Below are 19,646 nucleotides of genomic sequence, written 5' to 3' on the forward strand. Positions count from 1 at the left end.
ATTCCTGCTTTCTGCTGTTTTATTTATGATAATGATAATCAATATCAATTAGGTAAATAATAGAATGATTCCAGCCGAATGTCAATAAGATATTCAATTGCTGATTTTGATTTCATACTAGATCTCTGCGCTGAGGGTTGATATAAATTTTGAACGTTAAAGTCACCTACAAGCCTTTTTCTCTTATGGTAAGATTATGGTAGTAATAAATTCTTTTAGAGAAAGGGCAGGAAGGACTATATGCATTTGGAATTAGACACAATTTTGCTCATTATTCTTTTCGGATTTCTTGCCGCATTCATTGATTCTGTTGTCGGAGGGGGCGGGCTGATTACGATTCCGGCATTGCTGTTTGCGGGACTGAATCCTGCTGCCGCTGTGGCAACGAATAAACTCGCCGGAACGCTGGGATCATTTACAAGCACGCTCATGTTCTATCGATCTGGCAATCTGGATTTAAAATCGGTTATGAAGTTCTTTCCGTTATCCTTCATCGGCTCAATGCTCGGAGCATGGACCGTACACGTTATCAATCCAGCATTATTCAAGCCGCTCATGCTAATAATGCTGATTGCTGTTGCTATTTATACGATCATAAAAAAAGACTGGGGCAGCGTTTCTACCTACAAAAGATTAACGCCAAAAAGACTGCTTATTTTTGCAGCAGTCCTGACGTTTATCGGTTTCTATGACGGTTTTCTCGGACCAGGAACAGGTTCATTCCTTATGTTCGCCTTCCTGTTCATCGGCTTTGATTTCCTTCGTGCAGCAGGAAGCGCAAAGCTGTTGAACTTCGGCAGCAATGTATCCGCGCTGATTTTATTTATGATTTTGGGTCAAGTACACTACGCTATTGGTCTTATTATGGGGATATCAGGTATTTTTGGATCAATTGCTGGTTCACGTTTTGCGATTAGACGCGGGAGCGGGTATGTACGGATTCTGTTTATTGTTGTAACGACTGTACTGATTGTGAAGAACGTATATGACTACATAAAGGAAATCATGTAAAAAAAGGCCGATTAGGCCTTTTTGATTTGTATGTAGCATTCGCCATGTCAGCAGATAAAAGTGCCGTACCAGATCACGCTCTGTCAAAAGGATTACGCTCTGGTTTCCAGCACCTTTAACGATAGGTTACTTGCTGAAAACGATACCAGGTCAAGTTTTTTTTTCAAACACGGAGCGTTATACTGTAATCAAGTACATAGCGAGAGGGAGTACATATGGCGACAATCAAGGATTTAGCCAGGATGGCCGGTGTCTCGGTGACGACTGTATCCCGGGTGCTCAATGATCATCCTTATGTGAGTGAGGAGAAGCGGAAAGCTGTGCTGGAGGCGATCGGACAGACTGGATATGAAAAGAATGTAAATGCGGTACATCTGAAAACTGGAAAAACAGAGTTAATCGGTGTAGTGCTGCCTTTTTCGGATCATCCTTACTTTGCACGTTTATTGAAAGGAATAGCGAGACAGGCATTCAAATATAACTTCAAGCTCGTATTGATACAGACAGATTATCAAACAGAGAGGGAAAAAGATGCATTGCAGATGCTCCGGCAAAAGCAGATCGATGGGCTCATCATCTGTTCGCGCAGCTGTGAGCTGTCCTTGATAAAGTCTTACAAACAGTATGGACCGATTGTTGTATGCGAGAAGGTACCGGAGGAATTGTCATCTTCGTATGTCGATCACTATCAGGCTTTCCAGGACGCACTCTCCTATTTATATGAGGAAGGACATACTAAGATCGGCTATTCCGTGAGCAGGCTGGATGGGACGAGCAGTAAGAACCGCAATGCTGCTTACCGGGATTTCTTTGCAGCAAGAAAACTGCCATATCGTTCAGATTATGTGTTCGATAGGATGCTATATTTTGAGGATGGCGAGACGATAGTAAAAAAGCTGCAGCGGATGGAAGATCCCCCATCGGCGATGATTATCACAAGCGATCAAGTTGCTGCTGGCGTGATGACGTATGCAAATAAGGTTGGATTACGTATTCCGGAAGAGCTGTCTATAATCGGATTCGATGACCTTCCAATGGCTCGAATGATGGGTATTACAAGTATGCATCTGCCGCTGGAGGAAATGGGAGAGCATCTATTCCAGCAAGTTATGGAGAAGGATGCGAACCAGAAGCTATTCCATACTAAACTAATCAAGCGGAAAACGGTGTGAAGTTCTAATGTTTTTGGAGGAGAAATTATGTTTGGAACAATATTCAATGTAGCAATGATCATCATCGGCAGTACACTTGGAACTATCTTTAAGAAAGGTATGAAAGATAGATATCAAACTATCCTCATGCAGGCAATGGGCTTAGCTGCACTGGCATTAGGTGTCAATGCTATAGTTGGTCATCTGCCGGACAGTAAATATTCTGTCCTTTTCATTATCAGTTTGGCAATCGGAGCGATTGTCGGTGAAAAACTGGATCTGGATGCAAGATTCACGAACGTTGTAAAGAGATTTTCCAAGTCGAATTTGGCAGAAGGTCTGTCTACAGCAATTCTTCTGTTCTGCATTGGATCTCTTTCTATACTAGGCCCAGTAGAAACCGCACTGCATGGTAATTATTCCTACTTGCTTGCGAACGGTATGCTGGATTTTGTAACGTCCTTGGTACTGGCGTCAACCTTTGGATTTGGAATTGCATTATCAGCAGGGGTTTTATTTGTATGGCAGGGTTCTATTTATATAGTGGCAAAAGCATTGGAAAGCACGGTGAATGTAGATCTACTGAATGAAGTAAGCATAGTAGGCGGCGTCTTGATCATGGCATCAGGCTTAAGCATATTAGGGATAAAGAAATTCAAGACAATGAACTTCCTGCCAGCGCTGCTTGTACCGCCTGTCTTCTTTTTGATATTAAAGATTTTTTAACCAGGATTAAGGAGGAGCAGCATGGATAGAGAGGTAAAAGAGGCATTTATAAAATCAAAATCCAAGGACAAGCAAGAAAGCTATGAAGCATATCTATACATACTGCAAGCAACAGAAAAGCAAGTGGATTGGGCATATGAGGTCTGGGATGACTTGCTGGAAGGTTTGACGGATAAAGATAATCATCAACGTTCACGATCAGCTCAATATTTAGCTAATTTAGCAAAGAGTGATCCGGAAAATAGAATGCTTACAGATTTGCCTCGGCTCTGGGAAGTGACCAAGGATGAGAAGTTCGTTACTGCCAGACATAGTTTGCAATCATTTTGGAAGGTCGGTCTTGGTGGTGCTGAACAAAAAGACTTGGTTATGGAGTTTATGGTAAAACGATTTAAAAATGGGACAGATGAAAAGAACTTTACGCTGATTCGTTTTGATATCCTGCAGAATATGAGACATCTGTATGACCTGTTGAATGATGAAGATATCAAGCAAACAGCAATGGATTTGATTGAGACAGTTGAGGAAGAAAAGTATAAGAAAAAATATAAAAGTGTGTGGAGATAGCTTCTAATTTAACCGCTGCAAACGTAGTCTCCGGTACATAATAAAAAGGGTGCGCTAATTCGCGCACCCTTTCTTTACAAGAATAAAGATAAAACAAAGGTCAGCACACATACGAATCCGGCCAGCAGCAAGCTGTACTTAATTGTTTGACTAAACAAAGCTGATTCATTACCTGTCTCTTTTACAGCTGCAGTTGCAATCGCGATAGACTGCGGTGAGATGAGCTTGGCCATGACACCGCCGGCTGTATTGGCGGATAGGAGCAGGGCTGAGCTTGTACCGATTTGGCTGCCGGTGACGACTTGCAGTGTACCGAACAGTGCGTTATTGCTGACTACAGAGCCAGTGATGAAAACACCGATCCAGCCAAGTATCGGGCTGAATAATGGAAACAAACTGCCTGTTTTGGCTAAGGCCAAACCTATGGAAGCACTTAGTCCGGCATAGTTTGATAGATTTGCAAACGCCATGATAAAACAGATTGTAAGAACTGGAATCCAGAGCTCTTTGGCTGCTTCCTGCAGTCCGCTTGCTGCACATTTCCAGTTGATATTTCTGCTGAACAGACTAGTCAGAATGACAGCGACCAGGATAGCAGTACCTGTAGCAGAAACGAAATCGAGCTTCAAGATGGCATCCATCGGTGTATCCGTTACAGCAATTGGTGCAATTTTGACTACTTCCTGATGCAGAAATGGCATTTTTAAGTAAGCAATCCAGCCTGCTAACGGACCTTCTGGTGCAAATAAATTCTTGAAGAATGGTGCACTCCAAAAGGCGATGACGATAGTCAGAATATAGAATGGTGACCATGCCTTGACCACCTGTCCAAGTGAATACTTCGCAGACTCCTCTTGCACTTCCGCTTCTTTTTCCCGGTAAATAGTCTTTGGCTGCCATTTACGAAGGAAGAGGGCAAGTACTCCCATACTGATCAGAGCAGCTCCGATATTGGCAAGCTCCGGACCGATGAAAATCATTGTTGCTGTTTGGATGATTGTATATGTTCCGCTCAGTACAAGCAAAGCGGGAAGCGTCTCTTTAATTCCTTTGAATCCGTTCAGGATAAAAACGAGCAGGAACGGAATCAGAAAACTGACCGGAGGCAGGATCAAGGCAAGTGTCCGGGAAAGCTCCAGACTGCTGATGCCGCCAAGCTGGGCACCAGTAATGACAGGAATCCCGATGGCACCGAATGCTCCGGATGCTGCATTGGCAATCAAGCAAAGACCAGCAGCTTTAAGCGGTTTAAAACCGAGCTGTGTAAGAAGGGCGGCGCTAATGGCGATCGGTACGCCGAAGCCGGCTGCTCCTTCTAGAAATGCATTGAAACTAAAACCAATTAATAAGAGCTGTAAGCGATGGTCTTGCGAAATACTTGCGATGCTGCCTCGGATCACATCGAATTTTCCGGATTTGACAGCCAGCTTATACAGCCACACTGCCATGATGACGATATAGCCGATTGGCCATAAACCGTTTCCGATACCAAGAACGATAGCAGATAATGCTTTGAGTGCGGGCATCTGGAAGACAAATACCGCTACGGCGAAGCTGATAACCAGCGTCAGTCCCGCGGCAAGTATTCCTTTCATTTTGAATGCGGTCAAACCAACCAAGAAAAACAGAATCGGTAAAAAGGCGATCAATGCACTAACATACTCATTGCCAAACGGATCATACGCTTGCATCCACATGTTATGCTCATCTCTTTTCTGATGGGGTTTGGGTTAGTTCACAGTCTGGAAGGCAGTTTCCACGATATTTCGAAGGACACCGGCGCTATGTTTGAACTGATCTTTTTCCTTCTCGTTCAATGGCAGCTCCAGAACCTGCTGTGCACCTTTACGGCCGACAACGGTCGGAACACCGATATACACATCTTTCTCCCCATATTCACCATCGAGATATGCTGTAACTGGCAGAATTGCTTTTTCATCACCAAGGATTGCTTGTGTTACGCGTACTAGACTCATCGCAATACCATAGTAAGTTGCACCTTTTTTTTCGATAACGTGATAAGCAGCGTCTCGTACATTCACATAAATCTCATCTAAATCTTCCACTTTATATTTGCTGTCGGTCTGCATCATTGTTGCAAGCGGAACACTGCCAATTGTCGCTTGGCTCCAGACTGGAAGCTCGGTATCGCCATGCTCCCCGATCATATGCGCTTGCACATCATGCGGCGCAACGCCGAAGTAATCGCCAAGCATATAGCGCAGACGGCTGGAATCCAATGTTGTACCGCTGCCGATAACACGTTCTTTAGGCAGACCGCTGAATTTCCAAACTGCATGTGTCAGTACGTCGACTGGATTTGTGGCAATCAGGAAGATGCCATCAAAGCCGCTTGCCATGACTTCATCCACAATACCTTTGAAGATTTTAACGTTTTTGCTCACAAGATCGAGTCTTGTTTCTCCGGGTTTTTGATTAGCGCCGGCAGAAATGCAGACAATATCTGCATCCTGGCAGTCGGCATAAGTGCCATAGCCGATTTTCGTCGGGCGAGGGGCGAATGCTTGACCATGATTCAGATCCATTGCATCGCCCATCGCTTTATTCTCATTTAAATCAATAATCACTAGTTCATCCACGATATTCTGATTCAGCAATGCGAATGCATAACTGCTCCCAACGAATCCCGCACCAACTAAAGCTACTTTATTGATTCTTTCCATGTAGATCATCACCTTTTTTAAGATTTATATTATGTGAATAACTTCACATTCTTTATATTTATATTGTGCAATACTTCACAAACATTATCAAGTCCTTTGTTTTGAATAAATTGTGAACGATTGGAATACTCTTCGTTGAGGGGGTTTTGCATGTTTTCGATGCTGTTTGCTTTCGGTATCTTCATCTTGATCGTCTTCCTTGCAGTAGTACGTACGGTCATAGAAAGACGAAAGGGTGAATAACAGCTCTAGTATCTGCATGAGAAGAACGGCTTATCCGTTTTGGATAACAAAATGACAGGGGTGGGTGTGGTTTGGCTATCAGAACTGGAGATGCCTATCTAACCAGTATTGATGCGTTAGGCAACAAAGTATTGAATGGTAAATCAATTGTGAAGAAGCCTCTTTCCAAGCATGGTGCATTTCGCGGAGTAATGCGTACGCAAGCAGGATTGTACGATTTGCAGCATGATCCTGCTTACGCAGATGTTTTGACATATACAGATAGTGATACAGGAGAGCGTTATGGTCTTTCCTTTCTCAAACCTGAAACGAAGGACGACTTGAAAAGACGGAGCGGTATGATCAGATGCTGGGCGGAACAGACAAATGGAATGGTTGGCCGCAGTCCAGATTATATGAATACCGTACTGATGGCACTCGCATCTTCCGCTTCGTTATTGGAAGGAAAGGATAACTGCTTCCCTGATCACTTGCGAAGGTATTATGAATATGTCAGACAGCATGATTTGACGATGACACATACTTTCATTGATCCTCAGGTGAACAGAGCCGATTTCTATTTTGAGCAGAGTGATGAGCCGATTGCTGCTAAAATCGTGGACCGTAATGCTGAGGGAATAATTATTCAAGGAGCAAAGCTTTTGGCAACGCAAGGCGGCATTACGGATGAACTAGTAGTGTTGTCATCAGGCGGCTTTGAGCAGGATAGAGGGTTTGGATTCGCCATTCCGAGTAATGCAGACGGCTTGACGTTCGTGGCAAGAGAGTCATTTGCCGGAGGGAAGAGTACAGCCGATTATCCGCTGAGTGCCAGGTACGAAGAGATAGATACAATTGTATTGTTTGATAAAGTACTTATTCCATGGGAGCGCATTTTCTATTATGATAATGTCGCAGTAGCAAGCAGCTTTAAGAACCAAAGCAATTTCGCAGCCTTCACCTTGCATCAAGTGTTGATCCGCCGGATTGTTAAGCTGGAATTTGCGATTGGCCTCGTCCAATCCTTAATAGAGGAAATTAATATTGCAGAGTACCAGCATGTTCAGGAAAAAGCAGCTAATCTTGTCATTTTAGCGGAGGTACTTCAATCACTTCTGCAGCAAGCAGAAGCAGGTGCAGCACCTGATCAATGGAGGACGTTTTGTCCTGATTTAAAGCCGCTGCAAGTGGCATCCAATCTATTTGCACGTAAATATCCTGAAATTGCACCTACTATTCACCAGCTTGGAGCGAGCGGCATGATGAGTATCCCGCCGTTGCACGCGTTTAAATCAGAAAAAGGAACAGAATTGAATCATTATCTTCAGAGTAAAACGAAACTAGGCAAGGATCGTGTGAAGCTGTTTCGGCTTGCTTGGGACTTTGTTATGTCTTCTTTTGGCACAAGGGAGACTTTATATGAATATTTCTTTTTTGGAGATCCAGTTCGGCTGATAGGTCAATTCTATGGCTCCGTTGATTTCAAACCATATACCGAAAAGATAGATGATTTGCTGTCATGAAGATGGCCTTATCCTATGGATGAGGCCTTTTTGATTTACAGTATACTTCGGTATAATGTAATCAGGAGCACACGGCTGAGAGTTTGGAATGACTGTAACAATGGCAGCACAGTAATGTTTTATACTCATAGTATGATCCTAAACCAGAAGTGTAAGGGGGAATCTGTATGATTATGGTAAGTGCTTGTTTGGCAGGAAAACCAGTACGTTACAATGGAACCCCAGCCACCGATACGATTGTGGAGCAGCTGATTGCTCAGAAAAAAGCGATCAGCGTGTGCCCGGAATTATTAGGTGGATTCGTAACCCCAAGGGAACCAGCTGAGATCGTCGGGGGGAATGGGTATGACGTGTTAGATGGCAAAGCAAGGGTCATCGAGTACTCCGGAACAGATGTTACCAGTATGTACATAGAAGGTGCAGCACGTGCCCTAGCCATCGCTAATGAGCAGGATGTGGATTTGGTTGTATTAAAGGAAAACAGCCCATCTTGCGGAAGCAATATGATTTATGACGGTACTTTCCAAGGCCTGAAGCAGTCTGGAGCCGGTGTCACGACAGCTATGTTCAGACGAGCTGGAATTCGTGTAATTTCAGAATTGGAGCTGGAGAAGGAATTAGCAGGAGTGTAACAGCGTGCATACGATGAAGAGAATTGCATTAGTCGGTTCCAGTGGATCTGGCAAGTCTACTTTGGCTATGGATATTGGAAGGATACTGGATATAGAAGTGTGGCATTTGGACGCTATTCTTTGGAAACCGAATTGGATACTTACACCGCGAGAAGAACAAAAGCAGATTCAATCACAATTAGTAAACCAGGAAAGCTGGATTATCGATGGCAACTACCAGAGCACGCTAGACATCCGGCTGGAAGCAGCCGATACCATCATTTTTCTGGATATGCCTCGGACTCTTTGTCTGTACCGCGTCTTGAAAAGGAGCCTCATGTATCGTAATCGATCACGTCCTGATATGCAGGCAGATTGTAAGGAGAAAATTGATTTGCAGTTCCTTAAATGGATTTGGGAGTTCCCCAGTAAAAAACGTCCCCAGATGCAGCAAAAGCTTATGGACCTGAAAATGGACAAGCAAATCATTACATTGAAAAGTCCTTTAGAAGTAAAGATGTTTTTAGCTAAAATGAGTGTCTAAAAATTCAAAATGACAAACGGATTATTTATAAGCTTAGTGGTTACTTGGAGGTGGAATGAGATGATGGACTATAAAACAAATGTCATGCGTATGCTGGATCAAAGGAAAATCCCATACAAATCCTATAGCTACGCTGATACAGATGCGATAAGCGGAGCTGAGGTGGCAGAGGCATTAGGACAAAATCCAGCTCAGGTGTTTAAAACACTGGTCACTGTCAGCAAATCCAATCAGTATTTTGTCTTTGTCATACCTGTGAAAAAAGAGTTGGACCTAAAGCAGGCTGCCGCGAGTGTTGGGGAGAAGTCGATCCGTATGCTGCCGGCGAAGGAATTGCTTCCGCTTACTGGATATGTTCACGGCGGCTGTTCACCAATTGGGATGAAAAAGGTTTTCCGGACTGTCGTGGACGTCGCTGCTTCACATTTCGAAAGCATTATTTTCAGTGCTGGCAAAATCGGTTATCAGGTAGAACTTACCTTGGCCGATTTGAAAAAAATTTTGCCTTATAAAGTAGCATCGTTAACCGTGTAGAATAAGGTTCCAGCCTCCTCTAGGAGTGGAGCCTTTTTATTTTCCCTGCTTGTCATTCGGTGTATAGTAACCTTTTGGATACTAAATAACCTTGATGTGCCTACTTCTAAGATCTTGACTGTCATACTATGATGGAAGAAGGAGAAACACCTTAATTTGAGAAGAAGGTATTGGCGGACTGGTGCCTACATAAATCCAGTTATTTAACGTACACTGATAAAAAAGGAGAAAGATGATGACAGAAATGAAACTAGAATCGAAGGCCATTTCGATCTTGAAAGATAAAATTGAACTTATTCCAACAGCAGAGGGAGCCATTTATCTTGTCGGCCCTATCAAGCTGCCTGTTAACCTTTATGGAGAAACAGTTACCTTCCAATGGTACTGCTGGCTGAATTGCGATGAAGTAGCCAAGGATTATGAAGAAATAATCGAAAAATTATCTGATATGAACCTGGCGGAAATGCAGCAGTCCAGTGTATTGGTTTATGGTGACTTTGCCGAAGCAGAAGATGCGCTGATCCGCATGCATTCCATCTGCCATACAGGCGATATTTTTGGCAGTAAACGCTGTGATTGCGGCTTTCAGCTGAAGCAGTCCATGCAGCGAATTGTCGAGCATGGCACAGGAGCGTTGTTCTACTTGGCTAATCACGAAGGACGAGGAATCGGTTTGTTCAGTAAAGCGATGGCCTACATCCTGCAGGAAAATGGTTATGACACAGTAGAAGCGAATGAAAGCCTTGGCTTCGTGGATGATTCCCGTGACTATACGGATGCGATCCAAGTACTGAAAGTATTGCGCACGAAACCTGTTACACTGATGACGAATAACCCGCGTAAGCTCGCAGCAATGGAACAGGCAGGTATGCAGCTTTCCGGACGCTCAGCGTTATGGGGAGATGTGTCAGAGTTCAACGAGAATTACCTGAAGACGAAGATCGTCCGTTCCGGCCACCTTGGCGATGAGGAGATCTGCAGCAATGACTGATCATACATTTTATATGGATTTGGCCTTGCAGAACGCCAAGGCAATGAAAGGGCAAACTGATCCGAATCCATTGGTAGGCTCGGTGATTGTGAACGACAATCATATTGTCGGTATCGGTACCCATCTGAAAGCCGGTGAACCGCATGCCGAGATTCATGCTATCCGTATGGCGGGAGAAAAAGCAAAGGGCGGGACGATTTATGTCACGCTCGAGCCTTGTTCCCATCATGGACGCACAGGACCATGTGCTGTAGCCATTAAAGAGGCCGGCTTGAAAAAAGTAGTCATTGCCACGCTTGATCCGAATCCAGTTGTATCAGGAAACGGAGTGAAAATCCTCGAAGAAGCTGGTATTGAAGTGATCATCGGTGTCCGGGAAGAAGAGGCCAGCAAGATGAATGAGGTATTCAATAAGTTCATCGTAGAGAAAAAACCGTTTATTACGTTAAAAGCAGGTACCACCTTAGACGGCAAAATTGCAACTCATTCACTTGATAGTAAGTGGATTACATCTGCAGCTTCCAGGCAGGACGTCCATCAGCTGCGCAATGAGAACATGGCAATTCTTGTTGGTGTGAATACGGTCATAGAAGATGATCCCGAACTGACTGCCAGAATACCGAATGGTCGGAATCCAATTCGAATTATTTTGGACTCCACTCTGCGCATACCGATGGATAGCAAAGTGGTCACTGATAAATTAGCAGACACTTGGATTTTCACAAGCCAGCAGGCAGATGAGGAGAAAGAAAAAGCTTTATTGTCACAGGGGATAAAAATATTTCGGACAAGCGGATCAAGTCGTGCAGACGTGAAGGAAGTAGTCAAGACACTAGGAGAGCAGCTTATTTCATCCGTTTTGATCGAAGGAGGAGGCAGTATGCATGCGTCCTTCTTGGAGGAACATCTCATTGATAAAGCTGTGCTGTACTTTGCTCCAAAATTGGTTGGCGGGAAAGACGCGCCAACTTTCCTGGAAGGAACAGGTTTCGCTAAAATGGCTGATGCAGTGGAACTGACTGATACAGACATCATTAAAATCGGACAAGATTTCAAATTCATTGGCTATCCGCGCTACAATAAAGGGGATATAGGATAATGAAATTTGGCTTTGATATCGATGATACGCTCATCAATCTGCGGGAGCATGCCTTTCATATTTATAATAAAAAACTGAATCAGAACATTCCGCTTGATGTGTTCCATCAGCTTGAACGTGTCGAAATCCATGAACCATTCGGATTGACGGATGAACAGGGTTTGGAGATGTGGAATTCCACTTTGGAGGAAATCTACTATACTACTTGTCCGCCTTTCCCAGGTGCGGTCGAGCTATTGCAGGAACTGGATCGGGAGGGACATGAGATTTATTATATTACCTCAAGACCCAAGGAGCATGGCGAAAGGACAATGGAATGGATGCGTGCTCTTGGTTTTCCGATCAAGGATGAGCAATTCTGTTATGGCATGCAGGATGAGGAAAAAGTACACATCATTAAAGAACTTCAGCTGGATTATTATTTTGATGACAAGCCGCATGTGTTGAACACCCTGCTGGAAGATTCATCAACAAAAGTGTTTGTTAAAGATCAATCATATAATCAGCTTGTAAAGCTGCCGAGAATAGTCAATTTATCAGAAATCAGAAGCATGGTACAAAATAAATAGGAGGATTGGCGGTGATATACCGTCAATCCTTTTTTTGTTTTTAGGAAATAGGCAGGAAATAAATATCGGATAGAGAAGTAAAATAAATAGCAAATTTCTAATATTAGGATAGTAAACAGAATCATATAAATAAGGGGGAGGAGTAACTATGGGCCTGGTTTTATCAGTCACAGATAAAGATTTTAGCGAGCTGCTGCAAGACTTCTATGATGTGATGAAACGGGAAGAACAAGAGGAAGCAGCAATGCTGGCAGATATAATTGATGCGATGAGGAAAGACATTGGATTAGAGGAAGTGTTAATTACTGCAGATCTGCTCACTATTCGCTATCAGGTGATGCTGGGACAATTGCTGACTGCAGGGTATCTATTGGATCAGTTCGAAGCGGGCGGTCATTCCCTTTCTCAACAAAATGAATATTTCTACCATTATTTTAAAGGGCAGGTTCAGTTTAAAAATAAAAGATGGAAAGACGCAATAAGGTATTATGAGCATGCAGAGCTTTATCTAACAGAGGATAAAGAAAAAGCGGATTTCTATTATAAACTGGCGCATGCTTATTACCGCACTGGTATACCGGCACTATCAGTACTGAATGCGAATAAAGCAATGCGTTATGCAACATCTTACAAGCAGCAGTATCACCTTACGAAATGCAAGCTGCTGCTCGGACTGAATCACTTGGAGATACGAAACTTCGAACAAGCCGAGACCTATTTATACGATGCACTCGACTGTTATCATAATGCAGATGAAACATCTCTTGTTTTAGCATCAATGGTCCATCACAATCTTGGATTGCTTTATTTTGTACAGCAAAAATTCGATAAAGCAGCCGACTGCTTTGATCAAGCTGTACATGCCACTCCTTGCTCTCATTACTTGGAGAGCCTCTACTATCTGACCGAATCCCTCTTCCGTGCTAATCACCACCAAGAAGCAATGAAATACTACCAGATTGGATTTACCAGGAGTAAGAAAGAGAAGGATAAGGACCACCAATGGGCGTTCGCCATGCTCCATAAGCAATTCGTCGACTGCGATAATTTTGAAGCAGTATGGGCAGAAGGCATTGCCTATTATAAAGCAATTGATGATAGAGACAGTGTCCATTATTATAGCTTGCGTATGGCTGATTACTATACGATAAAAGGAGAAGAAGAGAAGGCAAATTACTATTACCGCCTTGCGGTGCTGTAAAAAACCAATTAATATGTCAGGACTTTATGCCTGTCACCTAAGAATCACGAAAAACCAGCATCTGTCTATATAGTGCCTATCTAGGAGATATATTTAAATTATTCTAAAATTATTACTATTTTATTACGTTTCATGTATAAATATTCCATCTTATTTATTTCCTTTTATACTAGAGCTGTGGAAGTGCCGAACCACATCGGTTTACAACTCTGGCAGCGATAGGAGAGGGAAACATATGATCAACGACTTACGGCAGAGTAAGGGAGCAGCGATCGTCTTTCTAGTGATCAGGTTATATCTTGGATACACGTTCCTGTCAGCCGGCTTAGGTAAGCTGATGAGCGGAAACTTTGATGCCAGTGGATTTGTCCAAGGTGCATTAGCGCGCTCTGACGCCGGTGTCATCCAGAGCTGGTGGGGAAGTTTCCTGGAAGGAATAGTCCTTCCGAATGCAGAGGTTTTCAGCTTCCTCGTCATGTGGGGAGAGACTCTGGTCGGTTTGGCGCTGCTGCTTGGTGCCTTTACTGGATTTGCAGCTTTTATGGGAATATTGATGAATATCTCATTCCTATTAAGCGGTGCGGTTCAGCAGAACTTGGTATTTATCATCCTGGGCTTAGTGCTGCTCATTGGTGGCGCGAATGCTGGCCGGTACGGTGTCGATCGCTGGATCATGCCATCCTTGCGAAATAAAGGGGATAACAGGCCAGCCAGAAACAGCAAGAGACAGCTTATATAAAAAAACAGGGACACGCGCTTGCCGCGTGTTTCTTCATGTAGAAAAAATTTCTTGTTGAAATAAGTCGATGTGTGTAGTACAGTTAAAAAGGTTTTTTAATTGCATACAAATCCTCATCATTTGATGAGGTAGAGGTTGCGGCTGTTATCAGTACAGACTGGGAGATCAGGAGATATCGTTGATCAGGATGGAAAGGAACAGCTGCCGAAGCCGGATGGATTCTCCAATCCTACTGGCTGGGCCTGCACTCGAATAGGGGCAGGACTGTCACGTCAGTCGCAAAGCTGGCGTGTTGCGCTATCTTTGTGAGAATGATGCTGTTTATAAGTAAAGGCCGTTCCGATAGAGCAAACTATCCGGGATGGCCTTTTTTCGTATCTATAGCGCAACGGACGAAAGAAACAGAGAGGGGAAAGAAAGTGAGTAACAACACGAAAAAACCGGGTTTACGCAGAGAACTGAAAGCCCGTCATTTAGGAATGATCTCCCTTGGAGGTACAATCGGTACAGGATTATTCCTTGCCAGCGGAGGAGCTATTAGCAGTGCAGGACCAGGAGGAGCATTGCTTGCATATGCGCTGATTGGCTGTATGGTCTTCTTCTTGATGACAAGCTTGGCGGAAATGGCAGCATTCATGCCTGTATCCGGAAGCTTCAGCACATATGGATCACGTTTTGTCGATGAATCATTCGGATTCGCTTTAGGCTGGAACTATTGGTTCAACTGGGCCATCACAATTGCGGCTGAGCTCGTTGCCGTAACATTGATCATGGGATTCTGGTTCCCGGATACACCATCTTGGATATGGAGTGCTATCAGTCTAATCATCATGTTCTTATTGAATTATATTTCTGTTAAAGGGTTCGGTGAATCTGAATATTGGTTCGCCTTGATCAAAGTCGTTACTGTCATCATTTTCATCATTGTTGGTATATTGATGATTATTGGAATCCTTGGCGGCGACTCACCTGGATTCTCCAACTTCACTGTAGAAGACGCGCCATTCAATGGTGGATTCCTAGCATTGATCGGTGTCTTCATGGCAGCAGGCTTCTCTTTCCAAGGAACAGAGCTGCTCGGAGCAGCTGCTGGAGAAGCAGACAATCCTAGAAAATCGATTCCAAAAGCGATTCGCTCAGTTTTCTGGCGTATCCTGCTGTTCTACATTTTGGCGATTTTCATTATCGGGATGCTCATTCCGTACACAACAGAAAGCCTTGCAAGTGACGATGTCCGTTTGAGCCCATTCACGCTTGTGTTCGAAAAAGCGGGTATTGCGTTTGCTGCATCTGTCATGAACGCGGTAATCCTTACCGCTGTCCTGTCTGCCGGTAACTCCGGAATGTATGCAAGTACACGGATGCTTTGGAACTTGGCGAAAGAAGGAAAAGCGCCAGCTTTCCTTGGTAAGCTAAACAAGAACGGCGTTCCTGTGAACGCATTGATCGCAACAGCAGCAGTTGGCTGTGTTGCTTTCCTGACATCCTTCTTCGGAAATGGTGTCGTGTACACATGGCTATTGAACGTGTCAGGTATGGCCGGCTTCATCGTCTGGGTAGGTATTGCTGTCAGTCATTATCGATTCCGTAAAGCATATATTGCTCAAGGAAATGACATCAAGGATTTACCATACACAGCGAAATTCTATCCGGCAGCGCCGATTCTTGCCTTCGTGCTATGTATCATCGTTATTGTCGGTCAGAGCTTCTCTGCTTTCACAGCAGATGGAATTGAATGGGGCACTTTGATTGCGTCTTATATTGGTATTCCAGTATTCCTGCTTTGCTGGATCATATTTAAAGTGAAAAAGAAAACGAAGGTGCATAAACTGGAGGAAGTCGATTTGACTACTCCGGCACATGAAACAGCACCAGAATAAGAAAAGCTGCCGGGAGACCGGCAGCTTTTTCTATTGGCTGTATTTCATTAGTGAAAGTTCAATTCTATCCGAGAAGCTGTTCTCATTTCCTTAGGAAACATCAGTCCCACTCTTTAGCATGCGCTCTAATCAATTCAATCATTTTCACAATAGCTGGGGAGAGCCATTTATCTTTGTGATAAGCAAGGAAAGTAGAGATGGACGGATGTTCTGAAGATACTGTTTCCCCTGATAATTTTTTGTTGTTAAGCTCTTCCTTAACAGAGAAATAAGGAACCAATGAAATACCAAGACCGCTCCTAACACACTGTTTAATTGCTTCAATGCTTTGAAAGTCGAGGCTTTCCTTCACATCAATTTGTTTGTAGTTAATATAATGCTCAAACACAGACTTATAGCTGCAAGAACGTTCTGTGTACAATACTGTGCCAGAATCTTCTTGCTCGTTTGGGCGTATTAGCACCATCTTTTCCCGTTTTAATTTCTCCATATAAAGTTCAGGTAGAGTTAAATCATCTTTCTCTAAAACCAAGGCCAGATCAATATCTCCATTTTGCAAAGTGGTTGTAACGTCGTGATTATCAATTGATTTCAGGGATATATTAACGTTTGGATAAAGCGTTTTATATGCAAGAAGAACTGGAGGTATCCGGCCGATTGTCAACGATTCTGATATGCCGATAACAAGCTTGCCGTTTGGTTCGTCGTTAGTATTCAATGCTTGTGAATATAAATCAATGATTCTTGAGGCGTAAGGCAGGAAATGATGACCATATTGAGTTAATACGACCTTTTTTCCTAGCCTGTCAAATAGAGGTTTGCCTAATTCTGTTTCAAGTTCTTTGATATGGTTTGTTACGGAAGACTGCGCATATCCGAGATGATCGGCTGCTTTTTTGAATCCATCTTTTTCAACGATAGTTTTCAGGGTAATGAGATGACGCAATTCCATCGTTATCTGTCCTTTCAATAGTTCAATTTTATTGAACTATTAGTTCTAATATATCTATTTTACCAAACGGTAAAGGTATTTTAAAATGGTTGTACGGGAGAAAAGGATGTTATCACAATAACTAATCACATATAACATAAAGGAGTTTTACGATGCAAAACACAGAGTTTCTATTTCAGAAAGCTAAACTGGGAAATACAGAAGTAAAGAATCGCCTTAGCGTGGCACCAATGACTCGTATCAGTGCTACATCAGAAGGAATTATCACAGACCGAATGGTATCTTACTACACATCTTTCGCAAAGGGTGGATTTGGTCTTATCCTTACTGAAGGAACTTATATCGATGATAAATACAGCCAAACATACTTTGATCAGCCTGGCATAGCGTATGACGAACAAGCTGAAGCATGGAAGAAGGTTGTTGATTCTGTACATCAGGAGGGAGCGAAGATATTTATGCAGTTGCAGCATAGTGGTCCTTTGTCTCAGGGCAATCGCTTTGCAGGTGAAACAGTCGCTCCGTCAGCTGTCCAGCCAAAGGGCGAGCAGCTGACATTTTATCTTGGAGAAGGCCCTTTTTCTATGCCGCGAGAAGTAACAAAAGAAGAAATCAATGACATTATTAAATCGTTCGTCAGTGCTGCGCAACGTGCTAAATCAGCGGGATTTGATGGAGTGGAAATCCATGGTGCAAATGGATATCTACTAGATGCGTTCTTGACTGAATATACGAACCAGCGGACAGATGAGTATGGTGGATCCTCAGCAAATCGAGTTCGCTTATTAGTAGAAGTTGCTAAAGCTATCCGTGAAGCAGTGGGAGAAGTTTTCACAGTTGGTATTCGAATTTCACAATCGAAGGTTAACGACTACACGTATAAATGGAGTGGCAAAGAAGAAGATGCGAAAATCATCTTTAGTCAGCTAGGACAAGCAGGTCTTGATTATATCCATGTAACTGAATATGAAGCATGGCAGCCTGCATTTGACTCAAGCGATATCACACTTATTGAACTTGCCAAAAAATATGCAAATGTAGCGATCATCGCGAATGGTCAATTGGACGATATTTCCAGAGCGGAGGATATTGTCAAAAGCATGGGAGCCGATGTTGTTGCACTAGGTAAAGGAGCACTTGCAAACCATGATTGGTTCAAGAAAGTAAGGAACGGAGAAGCTCTGAATGTGTTTGAAGCAGAGAAAGTTCTTCGACCAACTGCAAAGCTGAAGGATTTTGAATTATAAGAGTTTTAAATACCCCAAATTCTGTTAAAAAATAGAATTTGGGGTATTTTATATGTATAGAAAACAAGCCTTTTTAATAATTTATTTATAGATCATACACTTACAGACCGTGATGCGTATATTCTTTTTTTACCCCAAGTAGCAGTAAACGGAAATATGTGATATTTGTATGTATTTTTTTATCTGATTTTATTACTTATTTCCTAATCTTCTTGTTTCTTTATTTGATTTACAAGTTATACTGAATTAGAGGTGAATATATGAAAATTGCAATTGTGACAGATAGTCTGACGAATTTGAGAGAAGAGGATTTACAAAGATATCCTTTTATATATTACGCGCATTTAAATGTTGTCGTAGATGATAAGTCCTATATTGATTTAAAAGAGATTACGAATGAACAATTATTTCGTTTTATAGATGAGGGAGCTTCCTATTCTTCTTCCCTGCCTTCACCAGAAATATTTACGACGCTTTATGAAGAATTATTGGCTAGTTATGATGCTATTATCAGCCTGCATTGTACAGAAAATGTAAGCGGTACCGTCAATTCGGCTCGTATAGCAAGGGATTCAATCGAGGGTGCCGAAGATAAAATCACCGTCATTGATACGAATACAGCTTCTATTGGAGTAGAGAATATCGTTATTAAAGTATGTGAGCTAATGGAGCAAGGTAAGTCAATCCATGAATTGTTAGATGCAATTGAATATTACCGAACGCATGGGCAGCTGTATCTTACGATTAATGACCTTACTACACTAGTACGTACTGGTCGTATTTCGAAGACAGCATCAAGGATCGGTAACTTATTGCACATTAAGCCGATCATCGGTTTTGAAAACGCGAAATTAGAGGTTATGGGCAAAGTCCGTACGAAGAAGCGCCTGCTGAAATGGATGCTGGAAAGATTACGGCACGATATAGAACAATCAGGAAAACAAGTGGTTCGCATTACACACGTGAATTCCATTGATCTTGCTACTGAGCTAAAGCATGCATTGGAAATATGCGGAGATAAAGTTGAAGTTTTTATCAGCAATGAAATCAGTTCCGTTATGGCAATTCATTTTGGCAGAGGCGGAGTCGGAGCTAGCTGGATGCCTGCGGATTATTCTGTTTAGCAAACAGCTTGTGATATTGATCAGTAGTATATATAGAACCCTCGAACGATTTAATTGTTCGAGGGTTTAGTTATGCTGTATGAAGTTTTTAGTATTAAGGCTGCTTTTCTGCACTCTTAAAAATAACGAAGCCTATCTTCGTGAAAAGATAAAGTGTAAAGATGATTATTAGAGTCCTGCCTATAACATCACCATCGGTCATGTCAAAGCTATTTTGAAATAATAAATGACTATTAAAACAAAGATAAATTGCGATCAAAAGAGGAATAGC

General features: G+C 42.7%; 19 protein-coding genes and 1 riboswitch. Of the genes, 16 read left to right on the forward strand and 3 right to left on the reverse strand.

What is annotated here, in order from left to right:
- The first annotated feature begins 240 nt into the window (after window positions 1–240).
- From CHH91_RS09825 to CHH91_RS09840, 4 genes are all read left to right on the forward strand, one after another.
- Window positions 241–1,011 carry a TSUP family transporter gene (locus CHH91_RS09825; RefSeq protein ID WP_095223271.1) on the forward strand — a complete coding sequence of 257 codons (771 nt, stop codon included), beginning with the start codon at window positions 241–243 and terminating at the stop codon, window positions 1,009–1,011.
- Between the two features lie 215 nt (window positions 1,012–1,226).
- Complete coding sequence (locus CHH91_RS09830) at window positions 1,227–2,183, forward strand: LacI family DNA-binding transcriptional regulator (protein ID WP_095223272.1); 957 nt, start codon at window positions 1,227–1,229, stop codon at window positions 2,181–2,183.
- A 27-nt stretch (window positions 2,184–2,210) separates the two neighbouring features.
- Window positions 2,211–2,888: a DUF554 domain-containing protein gene (locus tag CHH91_RS09835; RefSeq protein WP_095223273.1), complete on the forward strand. Its 678-nt coding sequence runs from the start codon at window positions 2,211–2,213 to the stop codon at window positions 2,886–2,888.
- A gap of 21 nt (window positions 2,889–2,909) precedes the next feature.
- Complete coding sequence (locus tag CHH91_RS09840) at window positions 2,910–3,455, forward strand: hypothetical protein (RefSeq protein WP_095223274.1); 546 nt, start codon at window positions 2,910–2,912, stop codon at window positions 3,453–3,455.
- A 74-nt stretch (window positions 3,456–3,529) separates the two neighbouring features.
- Here CHH91_RS09840 and CHH91_RS09845 read toward each other — a convergent pair whose 3' ends face one another.
- Window positions 3,530–5,152 carry an L-lactate permease gene (locus CHH91_RS09845; RefSeq protein ID WP_095223275.1) on the reverse strand — a complete coding sequence of 541 codons (1,623 nt, stop codon included), beginning with the start codon at window positions 5,150–5,152 and terminating at the stop codon, window positions 3,530–3,532.
- A 33-nt stretch (window positions 5,153–5,185) separates the two neighbouring features.
- Window positions 5,186–6,139 (reverse strand): L-lactate dehydrogenase, encoded by a 954-nt coding sequence (locus tag CHH91_RS09850; protein WP_483372397.1) that lies wholly within the window; start codon window positions 6,137–6,139, stop codon window positions 5,186–5,188.
- 314 nt (window positions 6,140–6,453) lie between these two features.
- Here CHH91_RS09850 and hpaB point away from each other — a divergent pair, with 314 nt between their 5' ends.
- The 10 genes from hpaB to CHH91_RS09900 all read left to right on the forward strand — a co-directional run bounded on the left by hpaB (window position 6,454) and on the right by CHH91_RS09900 (window position 16,052).
- Window positions 6,454–7,884: a 4-hydroxyphenylacetate 3-monooxygenase, oxygenase component gene (gene hpaB, locus CHH91_RS09855; protein WP_095223276.1), complete on the forward strand. Its 1,431-nt coding sequence runs from the start codon at window positions 6,454–6,456 to the stop codon at window positions 7,882–7,884.
- Window positions 7,885–8,051: 167 nt separating this feature from the next.
- A complete protein-coding gene (locus CHH91_RS09860) occupies window positions 8,052–8,516 on the forward strand; it encodes a 2-thiouracil desulfurase family protein (RefSeq protein ID WP_095223277.1) in 465 nt (154 codons plus the stop codon).
- Window positions 8,517–8,529: 13 nt separating this feature from the next.
- Window positions 8,530–9,039, forward strand: coding sequence for a DNA topology modulation protein (locus CHH91_RS09865; RefSeq protein WP_095223598.1), 510 nt, complete (start codon window positions 8,530–8,532; stop codon window positions 9,037–9,039).
- A gap of 63 nt (window positions 9,040–9,102) precedes the next feature.
- A complete protein-coding gene (ybaK, locus tag CHH91_RS09870; RefSeq protein ID WP_095223599.1) occupies window positions 9,103–9,573 on the forward strand; it encodes a Cys-tRNA(Pro) deacylase in 471 nt (156 codons plus the stop codon).
- Window positions 9,574–9,808: 235 nt separating this feature from the next.
- Window positions 9,809–10,564 carry a GTP cyclohydrolase II gene (locus CHH91_RS09875; protein WP_095223278.1) on the forward strand — a complete coding sequence of 252 codons (756 nt, stop codon included), beginning with the start codon at window positions 9,809–9,811 and terminating at the stop codon, window positions 10,562–10,564.
- Window positions 10,557–11,663 carry a bifunctional diaminohydroxyphosphoribosylaminopyrimidine deaminase/5-amino-6-(5-phosphoribosylamino)uracil reductase RibD gene (ribD, locus tag CHH91_RS09880; protein WP_095223279.1) on the forward strand — a complete coding sequence of 369 codons (1,107 nt, stop codon included), beginning with the start codon at window positions 10,557–10,559 and terminating at the stop codon, window positions 11,661–11,663. Before CHH91_RS09875 ends, ribD begins: the two co-directional genes overlap by 8 nt.
- The gene (locus tag CHH91_RS09885) at window positions 11,663–12,232 is read left to right on the forward strand and encodes a 5' nucleotidase, NT5C type (protein WP_095223280.1); all 570 of its coding nucleotides are present in this window, start codon (window positions 11,663–11,665) and stop codon (window positions 12,230–12,232) included. Before ribD ends, CHH91_RS09885 begins: the two co-directional genes overlap by 1 nt.
- Before the next feature lie 148 nt (window positions 12,233–12,380).
- On the forward strand, window positions 12,381–13,433 hold the full coding sequence (locus tag CHH91_RS09890; protein WP_095223281.1) for a tetratricopeptide repeat protein: 1,053 nt from the start codon (window positions 12,381–12,383) through the stop codon (window positions 13,431–13,433).
- Between the two features lie 235 nt (window positions 13,434–13,668).
- Window positions 13,669–14,172 (forward strand): DoxX family protein, encoded by a 504-nt coding sequence (locus CHH91_RS09895; RefSeq protein ID WP_095223282.1) that lies wholly within the window; start codon window positions 13,669–13,671, stop codon window positions 14,170–14,172.
- Window positions 14,173–14,293: 121 nt separating this feature from the next.
- Window positions 14,294–14,480: riboswitch (Lysine riboswitch) on the forward strand.
- Window positions 14,481–14,591: 111 nt separating this feature from the next.
- Window positions 14,592–16,052 carry an amino acid permease gene (locus CHH91_RS09900; RefSeq protein WP_286160742.1) on the forward strand — a complete coding sequence of 487 codons (1,461 nt, stop codon included), beginning with the start codon at window positions 14,592–14,594 and terminating at the stop codon, window positions 16,050–16,052.
- A 100-nt stretch (window positions 16,053–16,152) separates the two neighbouring features.
- On the opposite strand, the gene CHH91_RS09905 is transcribed toward CHH91_RS09900, so the two are convergent.
- Complete coding sequence (locus CHH91_RS09905; RefSeq protein WP_095223283.1) at window positions 16,153–17,004, reverse strand: LysR family transcriptional regulator; 852 nt, start codon at window positions 17,002–17,004, stop codon at window positions 16,153–16,155.
- 152 nt (window positions 17,005–17,156) lie between these two features.
- Here CHH91_RS09905 and CHH91_RS09910 point away from each other — a divergent pair, with 152 nt between their 5' ends.
- Both CHH91_RS09910 and CHH91_RS09915 read left to right on the forward strand, forming a co-directional pair.
- Window positions 17,157–18,251: an NADH:flavin oxidoreductase gene (locus tag CHH91_RS09910; protein WP_095223284.1), complete on the forward strand. Its 1,095-nt coding sequence runs from the start codon at window positions 17,157–17,159 to the stop codon at window positions 18,249–18,251.
- A 260-nt stretch (window positions 18,252–18,511) separates the two neighbouring features.
- Window positions 18,512–19,375, forward strand: a complete 864-nt coding sequence (locus tag CHH91_RS09915) for a DegV family protein (protein WP_095223285.1) — start codon at window positions 18,512–18,514, stop codon at window positions 19,373–19,375.
- Window positions 19,376–19,646: the final 271 nt, after the last annotated feature.

Origin of the sequence: Virgibacillus sp. 7505, assembly GCF_002272135.1 — a bacterium.
Classification (GTDB): Bacteria; Bacillota; Bacilli; order Bacillales; family Amphibacillaceae; genus Terribacillus.

What these genes read in the sequence shown, in the direction of transcription:
- CHH91_RS09890 (WP_095223281.1), top strand. Translation starts at nt 12,381, where the DNA reads ATGGGCCTGGTTTTATCAGTCACAGATAAAGATTTTAGCGAGCTGCTG.
- CHH91_RS09875 (WP_095223278.1), top strand. Translation starts at nt 9,809, where the DNA reads ATGACAGAAATGAAACTAGAATCGAAGGCCATTTCGATCTTGAAAGAT.
- CHH91_RS09845 (WP_095223275.1), bottom strand. Translation starts at nt 5,152, where the DNA reads ATGTGGATGCAAGCGTATGATCCGTTTGGCAATGAGTATGTTAGTGCA.
- CHH91_RS09825 (WP_095223271.1), top strand. Translation starts at nt 241, where the DNA reads ATGCATTTGGAATTAGACACAATTTTGCTCATTATTCTTTTCGGATTT.
- CHH91_RS09850 (WP_483372397.1), bottom strand. Translation starts at nt 6,139, where the DNA reads ATGGAAAGAATCAATAAAGTAGCTTTAGTTGGTGCGGGATTCGTTGGG.
- CHH91_RS09895 (WP_095223282.1), top strand. Translation starts at nt 13,669, where the DNA reads ATGATCAACGACTTACGGCAGAGTAAGGGAGCAGCGATCGTCTTTCTA.
- CHH91_RS09865 (WP_095223598.1), top strand. Translation starts at nt 8,530, where the DNA reads ATGAAGAGAATTGCATTAGTCGGTTCCAGTGGATCTGGCAAGTCTACT.
- CHH91_RS09840 (WP_095223274.1), top strand. Translation starts at nt 2,910, where the DNA reads ATGGATAGAGAGGTAAAAGAGGCATTTATAAAATCAAAATCCAAGGAC.
- CHH91_RS09915 (WP_095223285.1), top strand. Translation starts at nt 18,512, where the DNA reads ATGAAAATTGCAATTGTGACAGATAGTCTGACGAATTTGAGAGAAGAG.
- CHH91_RS09910 (WP_095223284.1), top strand. Translation starts at nt 17,157, where the DNA reads ATGCAAAACACAGAGTTTCTATTTCAGAAAGCTAAACTGGGAAATACA.
- ribD (WP_095223279.1), top strand. Translation starts at nt 10,557, where the DNA reads ATGACTGATCATACATTTTATATGGATTTGGCCTTGCAGAACGCCAAG.
- CHH91_RS09885 (WP_095223280.1), top strand. Translation starts at nt 11,663, where the DNA reads ATGAAATTTGGCTTTGATATCGATGATACGCTCATCAATCTGCGGGAG.
- ybaK (WP_095223599.1), top strand. Translation starts at nt 9,103, where the DNA reads ATGGACTATAAAACAAATGTCATGCGTATGCTGGATCAAAGGAAAATC.
- CHH91_RS09830 (WP_095223272.1), top strand. Translation starts at nt 1,227, where the DNA reads ATGGCGACAATCAAGGATTTAGCCAGGATGGCCGGTGTCTCGGTGACG.
- CHH91_RS09835 (WP_095223273.1), top strand. Translation starts at nt 2,211, where the DNA reads ATGTTTGGAACAATATTCAATGTAGCAATGATCATCATCGGCAGTACA.
- CHH91_RS09860 (WP_095223277.1), top strand. Translation starts at nt 8,052, where the DNA reads ATGATTATGGTAAGTGCTTGTTTGGCAGGAAAACCAGTACGTTACAAT.
- CHH91_RS09905 (WP_095223283.1), bottom strand. Translation starts at nt 17,004, where the DNA reads ATGGAATTGCGTCATCTCATTACCCTGAAAACTATCGTTGAAAAAGAT.